The sequence below is a fragment of the Streptomyces sp. NPDC101118 genome, assembly GCF_044759445.1.
In the GTDB taxonomy this organism is placed as follows: Bacteria; Actinomycetota; Actinomycetes; order Streptomycetales; family Streptomycetaceae; genus Streptomyces.
The window spans coordinates 472,766-490,631 of sequence record NZ_JBIVZG010000001.1 but is presented as its reverse complement, the minus strand read 5'-3'; the positions used below and the strand labels follow the sequence as shown (position 1 = coordinate 490,631).

At 73.3% G+C, this 17,866-nt stretch carries 14 protein-coding genes; 7 read left to right on the top strand and 7 right to left on the bottom strand.

The window, feature by feature from the left end; genetic code table 11:
• Positions 1-102 precede the first annotated feature (102 nt).
• The gene (locus ACIQUQ_RS02115; RefSeq protein WP_403970156.1) at positions 103-2,133 is read left to right on the top strand and encodes a phosphocholine-specific phospholipase C; all 2,031 of its coding nucleotides are present in this window, start codon (positions 103-105) and stop codon (positions 2,131-2,133) included.
• A 24-nt stretch (positions 2,134-2,157) separates the two neighbouring features.
• Here ACIQUQ_RS02115 and ACIQUQ_RS02110 read toward each other — a convergent pair whose 3' ends face one another.
• Both ACIQUQ_RS02110 and ACIQUQ_RS02105 read right to left on the bottom strand, forming a co-directional pair.
• Entirely contained in the window at positions 2,158-2,991 is an 834-nt protein-coding gene (locus ACIQUQ_RS02110) for a hypothetical protein (protein ID WP_403970153.1), read from the bottom strand.
• Between the two features lie 26 nt (positions 2,992-3,017).
• Positions 3,018-3,554 carry a GNAT family N-acetyltransferase gene (locus ACIQUQ_RS02105; protein WP_403970150.1) on the bottom strand — a complete coding sequence of 179 codons (537 nt, stop codon included), beginning with the start codon at positions 3,552-3,554 and terminating at the stop codon, positions 3,018-3,020.
• Between the two features lie 88 nt (positions 3,555-3,642).
• Between ACIQUQ_RS02105 and ACIQUQ_RS02100 the strand changes: the two genes are divergently transcribed.
• Entirely contained in the window at positions 3,643-4,344 is a 702-nt protein-coding gene (locus tag ACIQUQ_RS02100) for a nitroreductase family protein (protein ID WP_403970147.1), read from the top strand.
• Positions 4,345-4,411: 67 nt separating this feature from the next.
• Complete coding sequence (locus ACIQUQ_RS02095) at positions 4,412-6,628, top strand: FG-GAP repeat domain-containing protein (RefSeq protein ID WP_403970144.1); 2,217 nt, start codon at positions 4,412-4,414, stop codon at positions 6,626-6,628.
• 104 nt (positions 6,629-6,732) lie between these two features.
• Here the strand turns inward: ACIQUQ_RS02095 and pruA are convergent, their stop codons facing one another.
• The gene (pruA, locus tag ACIQUQ_RS02090) at positions 6,733-8,364 is read right to left on the bottom strand and encodes an L-glutamate gamma-semialdehyde dehydrogenase (protein WP_403970141.1); all 1,632 of its coding nucleotides are present in this window, start codon (positions 8,362-8,364) and stop codon (positions 6,733-6,735) included.
• A gap of 20 nt (positions 8,365-8,384) precedes the next feature.
• Positions 8,385-9,311 (bottom strand): proline dehydrogenase family protein, encoded by a 927-nt coding sequence (locus ACIQUQ_RS02085; RefSeq protein ID WP_403970138.1) that lies wholly within the window; start codon positions 9,309-9,311, stop codon positions 8,385-8,387.
• Positions 9,312-9,498: 187 nt separating this feature from the next.
• Here ACIQUQ_RS02085 and ACIQUQ_RS02080 point away from each other — a divergent pair, with 187 nt between their 5' ends.
• Entirely contained in the window at positions 9,499-10,890 is a 1,392-nt protein-coding gene (locus ACIQUQ_RS02080) for a PucR family transcriptional regulator (protein WP_403970135.1), read from the top strand.
• An 80-nt stretch (positions 10,891-10,970) separates the two neighbouring features.
• On the opposite strand, the gene ACIQUQ_RS02075 is transcribed toward ACIQUQ_RS02080, so the two are convergent.
• Positions 10,971-11,846: a hypothetical protein gene (locus ACIQUQ_RS02075; RefSeq protein WP_403970132.1), complete on the bottom strand. Its 876-nt coding sequence runs from the start codon at positions 11,844-11,846 to the stop codon at positions 10,971-10,973.
• Between the two features lie 146 nt (positions 11,847-11,992).
• Between ACIQUQ_RS02075 and ACIQUQ_RS02070 the strand changes: the two genes are divergently transcribed.
• Positions 11,993-12,523 carry a winged helix-turn-helix transcriptional regulator gene (locus ACIQUQ_RS02070; RefSeq protein ID WP_403970130.1) on the top strand — a complete coding sequence of 177 codons (531 nt, stop codon included), beginning with the start codon at positions 11,993-11,995 and terminating at the stop codon, positions 12,521-12,523.
• 163 nt (positions 12,524-12,686) lie between these two features.
• Positions 12,687-13,610: a ketopantoate reductase family protein gene (locus tag ACIQUQ_RS02065; RefSeq protein ID WP_403970127.1), complete on the top strand. Its 924-nt coding sequence runs from the start codon at positions 12,687-12,689 to the stop codon at positions 13,608-13,610.
• Between the two features lie 34 nt (positions 13,611-13,644).
• Here ACIQUQ_RS02065 and ACIQUQ_RS02060 read toward each other — a convergent pair whose 3' ends face one another.
• Positions 13,645-14,220, bottom strand: a complete 576-nt coding sequence (locus tag ACIQUQ_RS02060) for a TetR/AcrR family transcriptional regulator (RefSeq protein ID WP_403970124.1) — start codon at positions 14,218-14,220, stop codon at positions 13,645-13,647.
• Positions 14,221-14,305: 85 nt separating this feature from the next.
• Here ACIQUQ_RS02060 and ACIQUQ_RS02055 point away from each other — a divergent pair, with 85 nt between their 5' ends.
• Positions 14,306-15,844, top strand: a complete 1,539-nt coding sequence (locus tag ACIQUQ_RS02055) for an MFS transporter (protein WP_403970121.1) — start codon at positions 14,306-14,308, stop codon at positions 15,842-15,844.
• 89 nt (positions 15,845-15,933) lie between these two features.
• Here the strand turns inward: ACIQUQ_RS02055 and serA are convergent, their stop codons facing one another.
• Positions 15,934-17,523 carry a phosphoglycerate dehydrogenase gene (gene serA / locus ACIQUQ_RS02050; protein WP_403970118.1) on the bottom strand — a complete coding sequence of 530 codons (1,590 nt, stop codon included), beginning with the start codon at positions 17,521-17,523 and terminating at the stop codon, positions 15,934-15,936.
• Between the last annotated feature and the right edge of the window lie 343 nt (positions 17,524-17,866).

Sequence of the window (17,866 nt, the reverse complement as noted above, 5' to 3'; positions counted from 1 at the left end):
AGTTAACCGACGCATTACTGCACGGATCTAGACCTTTAACGTCCGCGCCCTCACCCTTGCCTCGTCGTGCCGCTGGGGCACGTGTGACGCGAAGGGCGGGGCATGACTCCCATCAGCCGCAGGGGATTCGTCGGGATCGGGGCCGGGCTCGTGGCCGGGGCGGCGGTGCCCGCGGCCGCGGGTTCCGCCTCGGCGGCCGCGCAGGCCGCGACCGGCACGATCAAGGACGTCAGGCACGTCGTCGTCCTGATGCAGGAGAACCGCAGCTTCGACCACTACTTCGGCCGGCTGAAGGGCGTACGCGGCTTCGGCGACCGGGCCGCGGTCAACCTCCCGGGCGGCTGGGGCATGTTCAACCAGCCCAACTGGGGAGGCCGCCAGTACCCGTGGAAGCTCAGCGCCACCCCCGACACCGGCGGCGCGGACGGCGAGACGCTCGCCCAGTGCAACGGCGACCTGCCGCACAGCTGGACCTCGCAGCACGCCGCGTGGAACAAGGGCCGGCTCGACAACTGGGTGACCGGCGTGGGCAGCACACGGACCCTCGGCTACCTGGACCGGGGCGACATCCCCTTCCACTACGCGCTCGCCGACCACTACACCATCTGCGACGCGTACTTCTGCTCCGCGCTCAGCGCCACCGGACCCAACCGCACCTTCCTCTGGAGCGGCAGGATCGACGCCGCGAGCAAGGACGGCGGCGAGGAGTCCGGGCTGACCTGGGAGACGTACGCCGAGGCGCTGGAGCGCGCCGGGGTGAGCTGGAAGGTGTACCAGAACGCCCAGGACAACTACGGCGACAACGGCCTGGCCTACTTCAAGAAGTTCACCGACGCCCGGCCCGGCAACCCGCTGTGGGACAAGGGCATGGCCTCCGTCCCCCGGGTGACCGGCTCCACGCCCGACGACATCGCCGCGGCCATCCGGGCCGACGCGGTCGCCGGCACCCTCCCGCAGGTCTCCTGGGTGGTGTCCAACCAGGCCTTCAGCGAGCACCCGTACGCCCCGCCCGCCGACGGCGCGCACTTCGTGGACCTGGTCTACCGCGCGCTCGCCGCGAACCCGGAGGTCTTCGACTCCACGGTGCTCTTCCTGAACTACGACGAGAACGACGGCTTCTTCGACCACGTACCGCCGCCCGTCGCCCCGCCCGGCACCCCAGGCGAGTACGTCGACGGCGTCCCGATCGGCCTCGGTTTCCGCGTCCCGATGCTGGTGATGTCGCCCTGGACCCGCGGCGGCTGGGTCAGCTCGGCGGTCTTCGACCACACGTCCGTCCTGCGCTTCCTGGAGACCTGGACGACGGCCCTCGGCACGCCCGCCACCTGTCCGAACATCAGCGCCTGGCGCCGCAAGGTCACCGGCGACCTGACCGGCGTCTTCGACTTCACCCGCCCGGTGTACGGCGTCCCGGCCGGCCTCCCGGCCACCGACAAGATCATCGGCATGGGCACCTGCGGCCCGCTGCCCAACCCGGCGCCACAGGGCAACGCCCTGCCGTCGCCCGAGCCCGGCACCCGTCCCGCCCGCGCCCTCCCGTACCAGGTCAACGGCAACCTGGACCGCTTCGAGTTCGGCACCATGGGCAAGATCACCGCATGGTTCTCGATGACGAACCAGGGCCCGCAGGCCACGAGCGCCGCGCACTTCTCGATCCACCCGCACCAGTACCGCGACACCACGGCCTGGCAGTACACGGTCGACCCGGGCGGCACGGCCACCGACTGGTTCCAGATCGGCCTGGGCAGCGGCTCCGGCAAGTACGACATCTCGATGACGGGCCCGAACCGCTTCCTGCGCCGCTTCATCGGGGACACCAACAAGGCGGGCAAGGACTACGAGGTGGCGGCGCGCTACGCGGTCGAGCCCGGCACCGGCAAGCTCGCCGTCTACTTCAAGATCACGAACCGCTCGTCGGCCGCCGCGTCCTTCACCATCCGTTCCGACAACTACCGCTCCGACGGACCCTGGACCTACACGGTGCCGGCCGGCGGCTCGACCGAGGACTACTTCAACGCCGTCGCCTACACGGGCGGCTGGTACGACTTCACCGTGCTGGCCGGCTCCGACGGCAGCTGGTCCCGCCGCTACACCGGGCACATCGAGACGGGAGCGCCGAGCGTCAGCGGCTGAGCCGTGTTCTCCTGCCGGCGGGGCTCACGGGCGTTCGAAGAACTGCAGGACCCCGGCGACGGAGAAGCACAGTGCGCCGGTGAAGGTGCCCCAGTTGGAGAGGTTGACGTTCACCATGCTGCCGGTGGCCGGATGGGTGAACGCTGCCAGGGCCGAGACCATGAAGAGCACGGAACCGAGCTGGTTCACCGCGACGATCCACCAGCCCAGGTCGCGCGCCAGGACCCGGATCCGGCCGTGGCAGACCTCCATCAGGGCCAGGTGCCCCGAAACGAGGAACAGCACGCAGCCCACCACGTCGGGCACCCAGACCAGCCGGTTGACCTGCTGCACGCTCAGCCCGTGCAGGAACGAGTCGATCAGGTTCACGCCGAACACGAGCGTGCCGGCGAAGAGGAGGAAGGCACTCAGCCAGTCGAGCCGCATCGGTTCGAAGCTCCACCACCGCCAGCGGCCGGTGACCAGTCCCCGGTCGCCGACCCGGTGGCGGGGGGCGTTGACCACCTGCAGCAGCGAGGCGTAGCCGCCGGTGTTGAAGAACAGGCCGCCCGCGAAGTAGATCGAGACGCTCTCCAAGGCGTCGCCCGAGCCGAACAGGGCGACGCCGGCACCGGCCGCGAACAGGGCCCCGCCGATGACGAAGGCGGTCGCGGCCAACGCGTTGAGCCTGCGCAGACGGCCGATCGCGACCTCGTCGGCGCGGGCCTGCAGGACGCCATCCGCGGCACGGATGGCCATCGCCCCTCGCCGCCGGGCCGGCCGTGACTCCCAGACCGCCGTGCCGCCCTCGGGCAGCGGCCAGCTGACCCGGGTGGCGAAGGGGCCTACGCCCTCGACGTGCTGCTCAGGTTGCCCCACGGGCCGAGCCTAGACCGGCTGCCCGCTCACAGCACGTCGCCGTCGCGCCAGTCGAACCACAGCTCCGAGGCGGGGTCGGGCACGGCCCCGCCGGGCGGCGTCCACAGGTACGTGGACCCCTCCTCTTCCGGCAGCCGTACGGGCCCCCCGGGGCCCAGCGCCCCGATCCGCCCGGGCCACGCCCGCCAGCCGCGTCCCGCGTACAGTCCGGCGCCCTCCTCGGAGGCGGACAGCGCGCCCAGCACGTACGCCCGCCCGATCACCGCCTCCAGCCCGGCCATCACGCGGCCGCCGATCCCCCGCCGCCGCAGGTCCGCCCGTACCGCTACGGCCTCCACGTACCCGGTGCGCAGCGCCCTCCCCCTGTGGACGACCCGGCGCTGCACCACGCTGCCGTGGCCCACCAGCGCGCCGCCCGCCCGGACCAGCACGTGCATGCCGCCCAGCCCGTGCTCGAAGTCCTCGTCGGAGAAGTCGCCCTCGAAGGCGTCGGTCAACAGCTCGCGGACCGCGGCCAGTTCGGCGTCCGGCAGCTGTGAGGTGTGCGCGGTGACGATGTCCACATCCGGACGCTACCAGCGCGGGCGGGCCGCCGGGAAAGGCCGGAAAGGGGCGCGCGTTCCCGAGGTCCGGGACCCGAGACTCAAGGTCATGTCGCCTACTACGCAGCCGTGGACGCCCACGCACGGGCAGCCCTACCACCCCGTCCCCTACCGGCCCGAGCGGATGCCGCGGGCGGAGTCGGTCGCCGAGGCAGCGCGCCTGCGGGCGCGCATGAACGAGCGGCGCACGGTCCGGCGGTTCTCCACCGACCCGGTCCCCGACGAGGTGGTCCGCGACGCCATCGCGTGCGCGGCGACCGCGCCCTCCGGGGCGCACCAGCAGCCGTGGACCTTCGTGCTGGTCAAGGACCCGGAGGTGCGCCGGCAGATCCGGGCCGCCGCGGAGCAGGAGGAGCAGATCTCGTACGACGGCCGGCTCGGGGACGAGTGGCTGGCCGCGCTGCGCCCGCTGGGCACGGACGCCGTCAAGACCCACCTCACGGACGCGCCGGCGCTGATCGTGGTGTTCCAGCAGCGGTACTGGCTCGGACCGGACGGCACCAAGCGCAAGCACTACTACGTGGACGAGTCCGTGGGCATCGCGGTCGGCATGCTGCTGAGCGCCCTCCACCTCTCGGGCCTCGCAGCGCTGATCCACACCCCGAGTCCGATGCGGTTCCTGGGTCACGTCCTGAACCGGCCGGAGAACGAGAAGGCCTTCGCGGTGATCCCGGTCGGCTACCCGGCGGACGACTGCCAGGTCCCCGACCTGGTGCGGAAGTCCCTGGACCAGGTCATGACCGAGGTCTGAGCGGCGGCTAGGATCGGGCGCTCAGATCATCACCACGCATGGTTCCACGCCTGGGGGGGCTCCCACCATGACTCTGCCGGTCCGGCACGCCCGTACGCACCTCGGCCTCGCGCTGACGCCCGTACTCTCCCTCGCGCTCGCCGCACCGAGCGCGCTCGCCGCACCCGCGGCCACCACCCCGCCGGCGGCTGCCGCCGGCACGCAGGTGCACCCCGGCCCCTGGGCCGGGCAGGGTGCGGTGGCCGCCGACACCCGGGTGCTGGACCTGGAGGCCGCGGGGGACGGCACGCTCGCGGCCCTGCTGGAGCTGAAGACCCCCGAGGGGCTGAGCACCGTCGTCTCGCTGCGCCCGGTGGGTTCCACCCACTGGTCGGCGCCGAAGCCGGTCCGCGGCGGCGCCGGGCTCACCGCCCTGCCCGACGGGTCCGTCCTGCTGCACTGGACCGAGCAGGACGAGCAGAGCCCGAACACGCTGATCAGGACCGGCCGCCTGGCCTCCGGGGGCTCCGGCTTCGGCATCCCGGAGACCATCGCCTCCGTGCCGGCCGCCACCGACATCGTCTTCGCGGGCGACGCCAAGGGACGGCTCGCCGCCGCCTGGCAGGACGACAAGCGGCAGCTCGTGGTGACCGAGCGGTCCGCGGGCGGCGCCGCCTGGACCAAGCCGGCCGTGCTCGACGCGCTGCCCGAGCCCGTCGAGCGCCCTGACAACACCTACGAGTACCGGCTGCGGGACCTCCGGCTGGCGGTCGACGCCACCGGCGCGGCGATGGTGATCTGGGGCGGCAACAGCAAGTACCAGGGGGACGGCGTCGAAGACGACCCGACCGCCTGGAAGTGGCACTACAAGGTGGTCGAGCGCGCCGCCGGCGCCTCGGCCTGGTCCACGCCCGCCGACCTGCCCCAGCTCGGGGAGCGGCCCGATGGCGTGGTGCTCGCCGCCCGTCCCGGCGGCGGCTTCCACTGGCTCACCTCGGGCACCTACGCCCGCCGGGCGGCCGGGGCCACGGCCTGGCAGCCGGCGGAGGCCGTGGCGTGGGTCGGTACGAACTGGCGTGCCCGGCCCCAGCTGCTGGCGCTTCCCAACGGCGACCTGATGGCGACCAGCGCGCCGCCCGGGAGCAGCACCTACGGCGCCACCGGAACCCCCGGCTACGCGGTGCGCTCCGCGGCGACGGGCAAGTGGAGCACCCCCCAGCCCTTCCCCTCGCGGTACGCGGTGGGCGGGACGCTGCGCGCCACCGCCACCCCGGGCGGCGCGGTCGCGGTCACCTGGGCCCAGAACAACGCCCAGGGCCTGACCGACCTCAAGGCCTCGGTGTACGCGGGCGGCTCCTGGTCGGCGCCGACGGTCCTCGGTACGGGGATCGACCGGTACCGGCCCGGCACGGAGCTGGCCACCGACGGAACGGGCAGGCCGGTGGCGCTCTGGTCCCGGCCGACGTTCTCCGACGAGCCGTACAGGTACACGACCTACGGGGCGACCACCACGGCCCGGGCGCTGCCCAAGTGGCGGGACCTGAGCGACGACGGCCGGCCCGACCTGATCGGCGTCTCCCGCGCGGACACCCTCCGCGTCTTCACCGGCGGCCCGGCCGGGCTCGCCCAGGCCCACCACGCGACCTGGAACCAGGCCGTGAAGGTGCTGCCCTTCGGGGACCTCGACGGGGACCGGTGCAACGACCTGCTCGTCCGCCTCGGCACCGGCGAGGTGCGGATGTACACGCCGGTCTGCGGCGGGCTGCCCTCGGAGGGCTCCGCGTACAAGCGGATCTCCTCCGACTGGAAGGCGTACGACAGCCTGGTGGCGCCCGGCGACCTGACCGGCGACGGCCGGCCCGACCTGCTGGCCCGGTCCTCGGCGAGCGGCTACCTGTACCTGTACCCGAACAACGGCAGGGGCGGCTTCGGCTCCCGCGTCCTGGTCGGCGGGGGCTGGAACGCGTACGGGAAGCTCGTCGGCTCGGGGGACCTCAACGGCGACGGCAAGGCCGACCTCCTCGCCCGGGACGGGTCGGGCGAGCTGTGGCGGTACGACGGCACGGGGAACGGGAACGGCACCGGCACGTTCGGGAAGCGCGCCCTCGTCTTCAAGGACTGGGGCGGCTCGTACACCGACGTCGTCGGCGCGGGCGACCTCAGCGGCGACGGCAGGGCCGACCTCGTCTCGCGCGACACGTCCGGCCGCGCCTGGCTGAACCCGGGCAACGGCACCGGCGGTTTCGGCAACCGGAAGCAGATCGGCACGACCGCGGTCTGGAAGGACTACCGGCCGGTGTCCTGACCGGGCCTGCGCCGCAATGGAAACCGCCCCCGCTCCGGACTTGGGGGTACCGGAACGGGGGCGGGGTTCTGGGGGCGTCAGCCCCTGGGGGTGACCCGTGGGGGTCAGCCCATGTGCGGGTAGCCGTACTCGGTCGGCGGGACCAGCGTCTCCTTGATGGAGCGCGTGGAGGTCCAGCGGAGCAGGTTGGACGCGGCACCGGCCTTGTCGTTGGTGCCGGAGGCGCGGCCGCCGCCGAAGGGCTGCTGGCCGACCACGGCACCGGTCGACTTGTCGTTGATGTAGAAGTTGCCCGCGGCGAAGCGGAGCTTCTCCATCGCGTCGGCCGCGGCGTAGCGGTCGGCGGCGATGATCGAGCCGGTCAGGGCGTAGGCCGAGACGGACTCCATCTGGGCCAGCATCTCGTCGTACTTGTCGTCCTCGTACACGTGGACCGCGAGGATCGGGCCGAAGTACTCGGTCGTGAAGACCTCGTTCTCCGGGTCGGTGCACTCGATGACCGTCGGGCGGACGAAGTAGCCCTCGGAGTCGTCGTACGTGCCGCCGGCGACGACGGTGCAGGTCGGGTCGGCCTTGGCGCGGTCGATCGCGGCCTTGTTCTTCGCGAAGGAACGCTCGTCGATGACGGCGCCGATGAAGTTCGACAGGTCGCGGACGTCACCCATGGTGATGCCGTCGACCTCGGCCGCGAACTGCTCCTTGAAGCCGTCGTTCCAGATGGAGGCCGGGACGTAGGCGCGGGAGGAGGCCGAGCACTTCTGGCCCTGGAACTCGAAGGAGCCGCGGGTCAGGGCGGTCTTCAGGATCGCGCGGTCCGCGGACGGGTGCGCGACGACGAAGTCCTTGCCGCCGGTCTCGCCGACCAGGCGCGGGTAGGACTTGTACTTCTCGATGTTGTTGCCGACCGTCTTCCACAGGTACTGGAAGGTCTTGGTCGAACCGGTGAAGTGGATGCCGGCCAGCTCGGGGTGGTTCAGCGCGACCTCGGAGACGGCGATGCCGTCGCCCGTGACCAGGTTGATGACGCCCTTGGGCAGGCCCGCCTCCTCCAGGAGCTGCATCAGCAGCACGGCGGCGTGGGTCTGCGTCGGGGACGGCTTCCACACGACCACGTTGCCCATGAGGGCGGGGGCGGTGGGCAGGTTGCCCGCGATGGCCGTGAAGTTGAACGGCGTGATCGCGTAGACGAAGCCCTCCAGCGGGCGGTGGTCGCTGCGGTTCCACACGCCGGCGGAGTTCGCGACCGGCTGCTCGGCCAGGATCTGGCGGGCGAAGTGGACGTTGAAGCGCCAGAAGTCGACGAGCTCGCAGGGGGTGTCGATCTCGGCCTGCTGCGCGGTCTTCGACTGGCCCAGCATGGTGGAGGCGGCCAGCGTCTCGCGCCACGGGCCGGACAGCAGCTCGGCGGCGCGCAGGATGATCGCGGCGCGGTCGTCGAAGGACATGGCGCGCCAGGCCGGGGCGGCGGCCAGGGCGGCGTCGATCGCCTCCTGGGCGTCCTGCTGGGTGGCGTTGGCGTAGGTGCCGATGACCGACTTGTGGTCGTGGGGCTGCACGACGTCGAAGCGGTCGCCGCCGCCCATGCGCTTCTCGCCGTTGATGGTCATCGGGAGGTCGATGGGGTTCTCGGACAGCTCCTTGAGCTTGGCCTCGAGACGGGCACGCTCCGGGCTGCCGGGGGCGTAGCTGTTGACCGGCTCGTTGACCGGCGCGGGGACCTGGGTCACTGCGTCCATGGGACTGGTAACTCCTTGACCTAGTTCTTGGTGATCATCGAGCGGACGAAGAAGAGGAGGTTGGCCGGCTTCTCGGCCAGGCGGCGCATGAAGTAGCCGTACCAGTCGGTGCCGTACGCCGTGTAGACGCGCATCCGGTGCCCCTCGGCGGCCAGCCGGTGGTGCTCCTCGCTGCGGATGCCGTAGAGCATCTGGAACTCGTACTCGTCCAGCTTGCGCCCGGCCTGGCGCGCGAGCTCCTGGGTGATGGCGATGAGCCGCGGGTCGTGGGACCCGATCATCGGGTAGCCCTCGCCCTCCATGAGGATCCTGAGGATGCGGACGTACGCCTTGTCGATCTCGGCCTTGTCCTGGTACGCGACGGAGGCGGGCTCCTTGTAGGCGCCCTTCACGATGCGGACGCGGCTGCCGGCGGCGGCCAGGCGGCGGGCGTCGGCCTCGGTGCGGAACAGGTAGGCCTGGATCACGCAGCCGGTCTGCGGGAAGTCCTTCCGCAGTTCCTCGTGGATGGCGAACATCGAGTCGAGGGTGGTGTGGTCCTCGGCGTCCAGCGTGACGGTGGTGCCGATCGCGGCGGCCGCCTCGACGACCGGGCGGACGTTGGCCAGGGCGAGCTCGTGGCCGCCTTCCAGCGCCTGGCCGAACATGGAGAGCTTGACCGACATCTCCGCGGTCTCGCCGAGCTCCAGCTCCTTGAGGTGCTCGATGAGCTCCAGGTACGCGTCACGGGCGGCGTACGACTGCTCGACGGTGGTGATGTCCTCGCCGACGACGTCGAGGGTGACCTCCAGGCCCTTCTGCGTGAGGTCCACGACGATCGGGATGACCTGGTCGACGGTCTCCCCGGGGATGAACCGGTTCACCACGGGCTTGGTCACCGGAGCAGCAGAGACGATTTTGCGCATCTTGTCGCTGCGGGAAGCGGCGAGGATCACGGGACCCAGCACGGGGGCACCTCCAACGGGTGGCAGAAAGACAGGTCACCGCCCGCCGGGGCAGTAGCCGTAAAAGGAACGCAAGTAAAACCACCGTGAAACCTAAGGACCGTCTCGATCCTCGGCCATCGACAGCTGTCACGCATCCGTGGCCGCGATCTCATACAGATGTCTGAAGCAGGCCGGTCCGGGTGGGAGAATGGCTCGCGTGAAGGGCGATTACCAGGATCTGGTGGACGAGATCTCGGCGCTGCTCGGCGCCCCGGCGACCCTGGAGAACCGGGACTTCCGGCTGATCGCCTTCGGCGCGCACGACAGCGACGACGACCTGGCGATGGACCCGGTCCGTACCCGGTCGATCCTGACCCGCCAGTCCACGGCGGCGGTGCGCAGCTGGTTCGAGGGGTTCGGCATCACCCGGGCGACCGGCCCGGTGCGGATCCCCGCCGCCCCCGACGCGGGGGTGTTCCGCGGGCGGATCTGCCTGCCGGTGCGGCACCGCGGGATCGTGCACGGGTACGTGTGGCTGCTGGACGCCGAGCCGGGGCCGGACCCGGAGCAGCTGGCCGCGGCGATGGAGGTGTGCGAGCGGATCGGCGTGCTGCTGGCCGACGAGGCGAAGGCGGGCGCGGACCTGTCGCGGGAGTTCCGGGCGGTGCTGACGGCCGGCCGTGGCTGGCAGCGGGACATGGCGGTGGCCGCGCTGCGGGCGGCCCTCGGGCCCGGGGCGGACGGGCTGCACGTGGTGGTGTGCGTGGCCCCCTGGCCGGGCGAGGTGCCGCAGTCGGTGCCGGGGGTGGCCGCGGTGTGCGCGGCGCCGGGTTCCGGGGCGCCGGACTCCGCCGGGGGCGGGCCGGCGGCGGACGGGACGCGGCCGGTGGACGGCGGACTTCCGGCCGGGGGCGGTGCGGCCGACCGGGCACTGGCGCTGCTGGTCAGGCTGCGGACGCCGGAGGCGCTGGGGCCCGCGGTGACCGCGGCCGGCCGGCTGCTGCCGGGGGGTGCGGGCGGTACGGGTCCGGCGGCCGGTGCGGCACCGGGCGGCCGGGCGGCGGGCGTTGTGGGCCCGGGCGGCGGTACGGGTGCCGGGGGCGGGAAGGGGGCCGGCGGTGCGAAGGGGGCCGGGCCCGGCAGGGCGGGCGGCGACGGCCGGGGGGCCGGAGCCGGTACGGATGCCCGGGCCGCGGGTGTGTCCGCCCCGGTACGGGGCCTCGGCGAACTGGCCGGCGCCTGGCGGCAGGCCTCGGCGGCGGCGCGGGCGGCGGTGGCGCAGCCGCGGCTGGGGCCGGTGGCGGAGTGGTCGGCGATCGGCCCGTACCGGATGCTCGCGGCGCTGCCCGCGGAGCGCGCCGACGACCCGGCCACCCGGGCGCTGCTCGGCCCGGCCAACCCCGAACTCGCCCGTACGGCCGAGGTGTTCCTCGACTGCGCGGGCCAGGCCGGGCGCGCGGCGGCCGCCCTGGGCATCCACCGGCAGACCCTGTACTACCGGCTCTCGCGCGTGGAGCAGCTCACCGGGCTCGACCTGGACGAGGGCGAGGACCGGCTGCTGCTGCACATGGCACTGAAGGCGGCCCGGCTTCGGCCCTGACGTCCCGTCGGCACCGCGGCTCCGGCCGGTCCCCGCCTCGCGACGGCCGCCGTCCCGGTCCGCCGGGGCTCGCCCGCGTCTCAGTCGCCGGTCTCGCGCATCCGCCCCTGGAACATCACCGGTCCCCCGGTGAGCGCGTCGACCGGCACCCGGGCGGCCAGCGGGCGGGCCAGGCGTACGGTGACCGTCTGCAGCAGCAGCTGCGCGGTGCACGCCCCGTCCGGGTCCGGTCCCGGCTTCACGGAGCCCGCCAGCACCACCGTCTCCGCGGACTCCAGCACGTCGACCTTCGCGCCGGCGTCGCAGGCGCCGTGCCCCGCCTTGAGCGTGAGGACGGTGCCGTCGGCGGAGACGGACTCCAGCGACAGGTCGGGGGCGATCTCCTCCCGCGGGCCGATCGGGTTCTTCGGCGGCGCCGACTCGGCGACCGCGACCCGGGCGAGCGGGGTGGCGTACCCCTCGATCGTGTACAGCCAGGCGGGGACGACGGCGCGCCCACGGCTGGTGAGCATGTCCAGCGAGCCGTACCGCCAGGCCGTGATCTTCAGTGGCGGCGGGCCCTCTCCGCCGCTCTCGGCCGCCGGGTCCATCGGGAGCGCCTGCCGCGGGTCGAGCAGCCTCAGGTCGAGGCTCTTGCCGTCCGCCCATTTCACCGGCGCGGTGGACGGGATGTCCGCGATGGTGTTCGACCGCCAGACCAGCCGGTGCAGGAGCCAGGCCTCCTTGTCGGCCCCGCTGTGGAAGGCGTCCTCGGGCAGCCGGGTCAGCGGCTCCAGCGGGTAGAAGCCCTCCCGCCAGGCGCGGGCCGCGGGCGAGCCGTCCCAGGCCTCGGCGACCGCCTTCGACCGGTCGGCCGGGTCGGGGACCGGTCCCGGCTTGTCCTCCACGCTCCCGCCCAGGGCCGAACAGCCCGCGAGCAGTGCCACCACCGCGCCGAACCACACCAACCGCCGCATGGTCTCCCCCTCCACCGCGCCCGGACCGGCCGGTCCGGGTCGCCGCTGTGACGCGCCCCGGGGACAGCCGGTTCCCGCGAAGGACGGAGGCACCGGCCGCCCGAAAACAGTTCGGTCACCGAACCGACTGCGTTAGGGTCGTGCCCATGACGCTTCCGCGCGACTACAGCGGCCAGACCTGCTCCCTCGCCCGCTCGATGGAGGTCATCGGCGAGCGGTGGACGCTGCTGGTCGTCCGCGACGCCTTCTTCGGGGTGCGCAGGTTCGGCGAGTTCGCCGCCCACCTGGGCATCCCGCGCGCCGTGCTCACCGACCGGCTCGCCACCCTGACCGGGGCGGGGGTACTGACCCGGACCGCGGCCGGCACCGGACGGCGGGAGGTCTACGTCCTCACCCCGAAGGGCGTCTCGCTCTGGCCGGCGGTCCGGGCACTCACCGCCTGGGGCGAGGAGCACTACGGCGCGCCGGGCGGCCCCCGCCGGGTGTTCCGGCACGCGGCCGACGACGCCCCGGTGGCGGCCGACGGCCGGTGCGGGGGCTGCGGGGAGCCGGTGGCGCCGGCGGACCTGCTGGTCACCCCCGGCCCGGGGCTCGCGCCCCCCGGAGCGGGCGGGGACGACCCGGTGACCGCAGCCCTGCGCGCACCGCACCGCCTGCTGACCCCCCTGCGCCCCTGACGGACCCCGGCACACCCCGCGGAATCCGTACCCCCGACGACCCCCGCGCCACCCGCGGAAGCCCGCGCGCCGCTCCCCCGGCGGCCGCCCGGCCCCCTTTGACGCACACCGCTCGCCGCCCTCCGGGGAGGCGGCTGCACCCCACGACGAAAGGCTGACCCGCATGCGCATCCTCGTTGTCGGCGCCGGATCCACCGGCGGATTCTTCGGCGCCCGCCTGGCCCGGTCCGGGCGCGACGTCACCTTCCTGGTCCGGCCGCGCCGGGCCGCCGTACTGCGCGAGCGCGGGCTGCGCGTGACCGGGGTGACCGAGGAACTCCTGCCCGCACCGCGCCTGGTGACGGCCGATCGGCTCGACGGCCCGTACGACCTCGTGCTGCTCTCCGTGAAGTCGACGGCGCTGGAGGAGGCGGTGGCCGCACTCGGCCCCGCGGTCGGACCGGGCACGGCGATCGTCCCGATGCTCAACGGGATGGCCCATCTGGACGTACTGGAGCGGGCGTTCGGCCCGGAGCCGGTGCTGGGCGGCGTCGCCAAGGTGGTCACCACTCTCGGCCCCGAGGGCGAGATCGTACGGATGGCCCCGCTCGCCCACCTCGCCCTCGGCGAGCGGGACGGCCGCGAATCGGCGCGGGTCGAGGAGATCCGCACGGCACTGGCCGGGGCGGGCGTCGACAGTCCGGCGACGCCCGACATCGTGGCCGCGATGTGGCACAAGTGGGCCTTCATCAGCACCATGGGCGCCCTGACCTGCCTGGTGCGCGGCAGCGTGGGCGAGGCGGTGGCGGCCCCCGGCGGCGCGGAGCTGGCCCGCGCGGTGGTCGCGGAGACCGCCGCGGTGGCGGCGGCCGCGGGCCACCCGCTCCCGGCGGCCGAACGCGAGGCGACCACGGCCGTGGCCACGCAGCCCGGTTCGCCGCTGACGCCCTCGCTCTACCGGGACGTGCTGGCGGGCGCGCCCACCGAGGTCGAGCACATCTTCGGCGACCTCACCGCCCGCGCCCGGGCGTTCGGCGTGGCCACGCCGCTGCTGGACCTGGCCACCCTGCAGCTCCGCGTCCACCAGGCCCGCGCGGCGGCCGTCTGACGGCGGGCACCGGCCGGCAGCGGAGCCCGGCGCGTCAGCCCTTGCCCAGCGCCCCTTCGGCCGCCCGGCGCAGGCCCTCCGTGAGGTCCTCCGCCGTGGCGGCCGAGGCGGGGTCGAACACCCACTGCAGCATCAGCCCGTTGAGGAGCGCCTGGTAGAAGGCGCCGAGCGTCCGCAGGTCCGCCTCGTCCAGCTCGTCCTCCGGGACGCCGGTGAACATCGAGACCAGCCCCTTGCGGCCCTCCGACTGCGAGGCGGCGAGCAGCTCGCGCAGCTGCGGCATCCGCTCGCCGTGCAGTGCGACCTCCATGCTCGCCGACCACACGGGCCGGTTCTCCTCCTCGCGGCGCAGGAAGTTCTCCCAGACGGCCCGGAACCGCTCCAGCGAGCCGCCCGCGCCCTCCCCCGCCGGGTCGAAGCCCTCGCCCAGCTGCTCCATCAGGGCGATGAACGCCTGCGTGAGCAGGGCGTCCTTCGAGCCGTAGTGGTAGCCGATCGAGGCCAGGTTCGCGCCGGACGCGTTGACGATGTCACGCGCCGTCGTGCCGACGAACCCCTTTTCCAGCAGGCACTGCTTCGCGCCTTCGAGCAGATCTTCGCGGTGTCCCATGGACAGGAGCCTAGCGCCGTTTCCGTACAGGCGTCATAAACAATCGTTCTAGACAAACGTTTATGACGTCTGTACATTGGCGGTCATGACGAACCCCGCCGCTGAACTCGCCGGGCGCAAGGAGTGGACCGCGTTCACCGTCCTCCTGCTGCCCCTGCTGCTGGTCTCCATGGACGTCTCCGTCCTCTACTTCGCCGTCCCGGCCATCTCACGGGACCTCGCCCCCACCGCCACGGAACAGCTGTGGATCTTCGACAGCTACGGCTTCGCCCTCGCCGGCCTGCTGATCACGATGGGCTCCCTCGGCGACCGCATCGGCCGCCGCAGGCTCCTGCTGGCCGGCGCCGCCGCCTTCGGCGTGGCCTCCGTGGGCGCCGCGTACGCCCACAGCACCGAAATGCTGATCGCCGCCCGCGTCCTGCTCGGCATCGGCGGGGCCACCCTGATGCCCTCGACCATGGCTCTGGTGCGGAGCATGTTCCGGAACGACGCCCAGCGCAGCAAGGCCATCGGCATCTGGTCCGCCGCCATGGCCGGCGGCATCGCCCTCGGCTCGGTCCTCGGCGGCCTGCTGCTCAACCACTTCTGGTGGGGCTCGGTCTTCCTCGTCAACGTGCCCGCCATGGTGCTGCTGCTGGTCCTGGTCCCGGTCCTGGTACCGGAGTTCAAGGACCCCGCGCCCGGCCGTTTCGACCTCGTGAGCGTCCCGCTCTCCATGGGGGCCGTGCTGCCCGTCGTCTACGGGCTCAAGGAGACGGCCGCCGAGGGCTTCCAGCCCGGCTACGCCGCCTGCATCGCCGCCGGCCTCGCGGTCGGCGCCCTCTTCGTCCTGCGGCAGCGCCGCCGCGAGGACGCCATGATCAGCCGGGCGCTGTTCCGCGGCCGCGGCTTCGGCGCCGGCGTCGCCCTCAACAGCCTCGCCACCTTCGCCATGATGGGCTCCGCCTACTTCACCACCCAGTACCTGCAGTCGGTGCTCGGCATGGGCGCACTGGAGGCGGCCCTGTGGAGCCTGGCGCCCTCGGTGGCGGTCGGCGCCGCGGCCCCCGCCGCCACCGCGCTCGGCCAGAAGGTGAACCGCGCCTACGTCGTGGCCGCTGGGTTCGCCGTCGCGGCCGCCGGCTACGCCCTGGTCAGCCTGGTCGGCACCGACTCCCTCTGGCTCCTGCTGACCGGCGCCGCGGTCCTCGCCTCGGGCATGGTCGCCGTCATGGCCCTGGTCTCCGACCTGGCGCTGGCCGCCGCCCCCGCCGAGAAGGCAGGGTCCGCCGCCTCGCTGCTGGAGACCGGCCAGGAGTTCGGCGGCGCCCTCGGCATGGCCGTACTGGGCAGCCTGGGCACCGCGGTCTACCGGGCCGACCTGGACGGCGCCGCCCCCGCGGCACGGGAGACCCTGGGCGGCGCGGTGGCCGCCGCCGGGCAGCTCGGCGGAGAGGCCGGCGAGGCCCTGCTGGCGGCCGCCCGCACAGCCTTCGTGCACGGCATGCAGTACGCCGCCCTCGGCGGTACGGCGCTCCTGCTGGCCGGCGCGGTGCTGGCCCCGGCCCTGCTCCGCCGGGCGGGCGGCACCCCGGCGCCGCTGCCCGCGGCGGGTGAGCCCGCACCGGCCGGTGCGGCGCGCTGATCCCCCGTAGCGGAGACCGCGGGCGGAGGGGACATGCGAGAAGGGCCCGGGAGAACCCGGGCCCTTCTCGTGTCACGTCGGACGGCCGCTCAGCTGAGGTTCACCGAGCGGGCCGAGGTGGCACCGATCTCCTCGGAGATCTCGGCCAGCACGGCCGGCGGGACGGTGTCGTCCACGGTGAGCACCGCGAGCGCCTCGCCGTGCTCCTCCGCCCGCGCCACCTGCATGCCCGCGATGTTCAGACCGGCCTCGCCGAGGATCCGGCCGACGGTGCCGACGACACCCGGGCGGTCCTGGTAGCGGAGCACGACCATGTGGTCGGCGAGCGAGAGGTCCACGTCGTACTCGCCGACGCCGACGACCTTCTGGTGGTGCTTCGGGCCCGCGAGGGTGCCGGCGACCGAGACCTCCTGGCCGTCGGAGAGGGTGCCGCGCACGATCACCACGTTCCGGTGGTCCGGGGACTCCGAGGTGGTGGTCAGACGGACCTCGACGCCGCGCTCCTGCGCGAACAGCGGGGCGTTGACGTAGGACACGGTCTCGTCGACCACGTCCTCGAACACGCCCTTGAGCGCGGAGAGTTCGAGCACCTTCACGTCGTGCTGGGTGATCTCGCCGCAGACCTCGACGTCGAGACGGACCGCGACCTCGCCCGCGAGGGCGGTGAAGATGCGGCCGAGCTTCTCGGCGAGCGGCAGGCCCGGACGGACGTCCTCGGCGATGACGCCGCCCTGGACGTTCACCGCGTCCGGGACGAGCTCGCCGGCGAGGGCGAGGCGCACCGACTTGGCGACGGCGATGCCGGCCTTCTCCTGGGCCTCGTCCGTGGAGGCGCCGAGGTGCGGGGTGCAGACGACCTGGTCCAGCTCGAACAGCGGGGAGTCCGTGCAGGGCTCCTTGGCGTACACGTCGAGGCCGGCGCCGGCGACGCGGCCCTCCTTGAGCGCCGAGTACAGCGCGGCCTCGTCGACGATCCCGCCGCGGGCGGCGTTGACGATGCGGACGCTCGGCTTGACCTTGTGCAGCGCCTCGTCACCGATGAGACCGAGGGTCTCGGGGGTCTTGGGCAGGTGGACCGTGATGAAGTCCGCGACCTCGAGCAGCTCGTCGAGGGAGAGCATCTTGACGCCCATCTGGGCGGCGCGCGCGGGCTGCACGTACGGGTCGTACGCGACGACCTTCATGCCGAAGGCGGACATCCGCTGGGCCACCAGGACGCCGATGCGGCCGAGGCCGACGACGCCCAGGGTCTTCTCGCTGAGCTCGACGCCCGTGTACTTGCTGCGCTTCCACTCGCCGTTCTTCAGGGCGGTGTTGGCCTGCGGGATGTTGCGCGCGGTGGCGACCAGCAGGCCGCACGCCAGCTCGGCGGCGGTGACGATGTTGGAGGTCGGGGCGTTCACGACCATCACGCCGGCCTTGGTGGCGGCGGACACGTCGACGTTGTCCAGGCCCACACCGGCGCGGGCGACGACCTTCAGCTTGCCGGCGGCGGCGATGGCCTCGGCGTCCACCTTGGTGGCGGAGCGGACCAGGATCGCGTCGACGTCGGCGATCGCGGGCAGCAGCTCCGCGCGGTCGGCGCCGTTGACGTGGCGGATCTCGAAGTCAGGGCCGAGCGCGTCGACCGTGGCGGGCGACAGCTCTTCGGCGATGAGTACGACAGGTTTCGAGCTCACGTGGGTCCTCACAAATCCAGTGCGGACGGCCGTCCCGACGGCCGCATGCGGTGGAGGGGGTAGCCGCGTGGAAGACGCACGACACTGTGGGCCTGACGCGTATGTGTTGAGCAGTGTAGTGGCGGAAGCCGGATCGTTTTCCGCCTGTCCGGAAGGATCACCCGTCCGTGGTTGGACGGCGTGGACAAGCCACGCTACGGGAGGTCCACATTCCGGCACGGCGGGGGGGGGGCGGGGCCCCGCCCGCCCCCCCCCCCCGGGGGGGGGCGGCCCCCCCTGAAACCACCACCACAGCGGGGGCGGCGGGGTTGCGGGGGGTGGGCGCCGGATGGCGGGGGAGGGG